The sequence below is a fragment of the Caldisalinibacter kiritimatiensis genome (assembly GCF_000387765.1).
GTDB lineage: Bacteria > Bacillota > Clostridia > Tissierellales > Caldisalinibacteraceae > Caldisalinibacter > Caldisalinibacter kiritimatiensis.
Genome location: NZ_ARZA01000127.1, coordinates 1 through 3,068, shown reverse-complemented (window position 1 = coordinate 3,068; position 3,068 = coordinate 1). Strand labels below are relative to the sequence as shown.

3 protein-coding genes are annotated in these 3,068 nt (G+C 27.6%); all 3 read right to left on the bottom strand.

Annotation, left to right across the window (positions count from 1 at the left end; all coding sequences use genetic code 11):
* Positions 1 to 166 precede the first annotated feature (166 nt).
* The 3 genes from L21TH_RS06155 to L21TH_RS06145 all read right to left on the bottom strand — a co-directional run bounded on the left by L21TH_RS06155 (position 167) and on the right by L21TH_RS06145 (position 2,615).
* The gene (locus tag L21TH_RS06155) at positions 167 to 379 is read right to left on the bottom strand and encodes a hypothetical protein (RefSeq protein WP_006311941.1); all 213 of its coding nucleotides are present in this window, start codon (positions 377 to 379) and stop codon (positions 167 to 169) included.
* 549 nt (positions 380 to 928) lie between these two features.
* Complete coding sequence (locus L21TH_RS06150; protein ID WP_006311939.1) at positions 929 to 1,339, bottom strand: hypothetical protein; 411 nt, start codon at positions 1,337 to 1,339, stop codon at positions 929 to 931.
* Positions 1,326 to 2,615 carry a hypothetical protein gene (locus L21TH_RS06145; RefSeq protein ID WP_006311928.1) on the bottom strand — a complete coding sequence of 430 codons (1,290 nt, stop codon included), beginning with the start codon at positions 2,613 to 2,615 and terminating at the stop codon, positions 1,326 to 1,328. Before L21TH_RS06145 ends, L21TH_RS06150 begins: the two co-directional genes overlap by 14 nt.
* Positions 2,616 to 3,068: the final 453 nt, after the last annotated feature.

Below are 3,068 nucleotides of genomic sequence, written 5' to 3'. Positions count from 1 at the left end.
ATTTTTTTTACTAATTTTCTGTGGATAAGTTTAATTTTGTATTTTGCAACTATCTACAAATTTGTCAATAATTTCATTGAAAATATTTACCCGCATGAGTTGAAAGAATTTTATTGTTTCAAACAAAATAACAATCAAAGGTACTCTAGACTGTCATATTCATAATTTATTCAATTACAACTTCAACCTCTGTCCCATCAAGCAACCCCACTATTATTCTCTCTCCTTCAGACACCGTCAACTTCTCGGTAACACTAAAGAATAAATCCATGTCAAATTTTTCTATTGACTTTGCATTTTCTATAATTTCTATAAACTGCTTTGACTTATACCTTACTAGAGTATTTTCACTCTTAAGTCCTTCCTTCCACTTCTCCATAAAGTAATCCTTATTTTCAAGAATTGCATTAAAGGTATTTACAAAGGCTTGATATAAAACTTTATCATCTATATGCTTATTCTCACAGCCCTTTTTTCCTTTTACCTTATATTTATTATTGCATCACCTTAATCCAAATTTCAACACCTTTTCGCAAATATTCAATTCTGCGAATATCCTTTACCCCCTCAAACTAAAAATCCCCTCAAACTTATTAGTCTGAGGGAACATAAAAATCCTCTAAACCCGCTCTATCAGTGCCACGCACTCAACGTGTGTTTTGATAGAATGATGATAAATTTTCTCGAAAATAAGAAATTTACCCCCTCTTACCCCCTCTGCATTTAGAAATTTGTTTATTTTTTCTCATATAGAATATACCTTATATATTTTCATATGAGTATAGATTAATATTACTAACTTCACACTACAAATAAGTCAAGTGTTTTTTTAAAATAATTGTTTTCTTGTTTCCCTAATTATTTACATATTAAGTTGATGACATTGGACGTAATAGCCTGCTCTTTATAACTTACAAAGAAGTTATATTCAAAAGTGTTTTATAATTTCTTCATATACATCATTTGGAACTTTATAATATCTGTTTACCGTCTTATAGGTAATACTGCAATAAACATTTTTATCTACTAGGTAAAACCCTATATCATATCTTTTCCCATTTTGATGAACAAATATATATATTTCAGGAAAGCTTTTATATTCCCAATTTTTAATCAACTTCCATTTATCAACCTTTAAATTTTTTATAAATGAATTAATTTGATTATCTTCTTTAATTGTTATCAATTTTCCTTCAATTCCTTTTTGTAATTGTATGGAATGTATAGGTAAATCAAATATTTTTTTACCTTTATTATCATTTAAATATTTGAAAACAACGACTGTCAGAACTAATATAACAACAAGACATGTTAAAATTAACTTATTATTTAATTTCATAAAAATATTCACTCTTAACAAAGGTTTTTGTTGGTTTATGTTTGAGTGTTGTCAAAATTATCATATATGCCTTATTTGTTTGTAAGTCATAATAATATTTACTTTCTTGTTCTTCTATAGTATAGTCATTGTCTTCAATTTTCTGTGCCACTGCTTTTGCATTCAAATTATAAGTTTTTATATTCATTATATTATTTTTTATTTCACTCTTCACTTCGTTTTCAATAGTATTGTGAAATATTTTTTTTACTTTACTGTTTTTAATTAATACAGTATATGAGTTATTAGTTTCAAAACCACCTATTTTGTAAATAAAATCAATAACAGCTTGATTTTTGTTGGTATTTGTTAAGTAAATATTATAGTCATCAATATCAAATTCTGAATCTATTTCATCTTTTATATAATCTATGATAGAATTGTAATTTGCTTTTTTAACATTAAACTCTAAATTTTGTTTAACATTATAAGTTTTATGCTTTATTTTATTTATTTCTTTCTTATTTATATTTTTTAAGTAAACCTCATCTTTACCAACGTTATCATTTTGTACGTTAATCTTACTAAAAGAAATATCAGACAATTTTATTTTTAAATTTTTGTTACCTTCGATTATAACAGACTTCACATTATTATCTGTATAACTAAAAGAATTGGCATAGTCAACAGCTTCTTGAACAGTTTTACCTCTTGCTAATTCATTTGTATATCTTCCTAACCACTTAGTATGAGAAGTAGCACCTACTGATTTTTTCCACCCTACTGCTGTATCTGCACCTTCGCTTACAGCTCTCTTAGTAATATTATCTGAACCATCTGCTGTTTTACATGCAGCAAATGTTACTAAATCAACTTTAGACATATCATAACTTTTAATTCCAGCATATTTATATCCTGTGCTACTACTATCATAGTCTTTGCCATAATAAATACCTGTTTTATAATCTCCTCCTTTCTTTTTATAATTAAATGATACGCATTGGTAATTACCATGTCCACTAAAGAATAGAATTTCACTTTCCATTCTTGGATCATTAGTGTTTGGGTTATCTCCTCTCAAATATTGATATGTAGGCTTAATATTGTAGTATGAAGTGTATCCAGCTATGCCAAAATCAGTAGCTGCATCTATTGCATCTTGAGATGTATCAATATCACTATCAAATATACCAGAATCATAATTTGTTCCAATCGAATATGAATATTGATCTGCTGCAAATACAACAGAACTACTCATTAATATCAAAGAAACAATTAAACAAATTAACTTTTTCATAAAAAATCCCCTCCAATTTTATTGCGTAGTGTCAAAGATTTAATTATAATCTTCAACTTAACCCATTGATTTTACTTTGAATTTATATCAAAACTTTACCACCCCTCAAAGCAAGGATATTTTAAAAAGATCAATTTATCTCTTTTCAATACCCTCTTTTAAAAATACTTTTTGTGCTAATTCTATCAACTACATAAACAAGCTTGTCTACAAATACAATTTTACCCCCCCCATTCCAAATTTGTCAATAATTTCATTGTAAATATTTTCCGACATGAATTGATAGAATGTTGAGTTTTACAATAAAAAAACCGGTCACAATGCCCTTACTTCACTCCAACTGACTCATCCTAAATCCTTTATTCAATTACAACCTCAATCTCCGTCCCATCGGGTAGGCTTACAATAATCTTATCACTTCCAAATACCGTCATCTTCTGGGCAATACTAAAG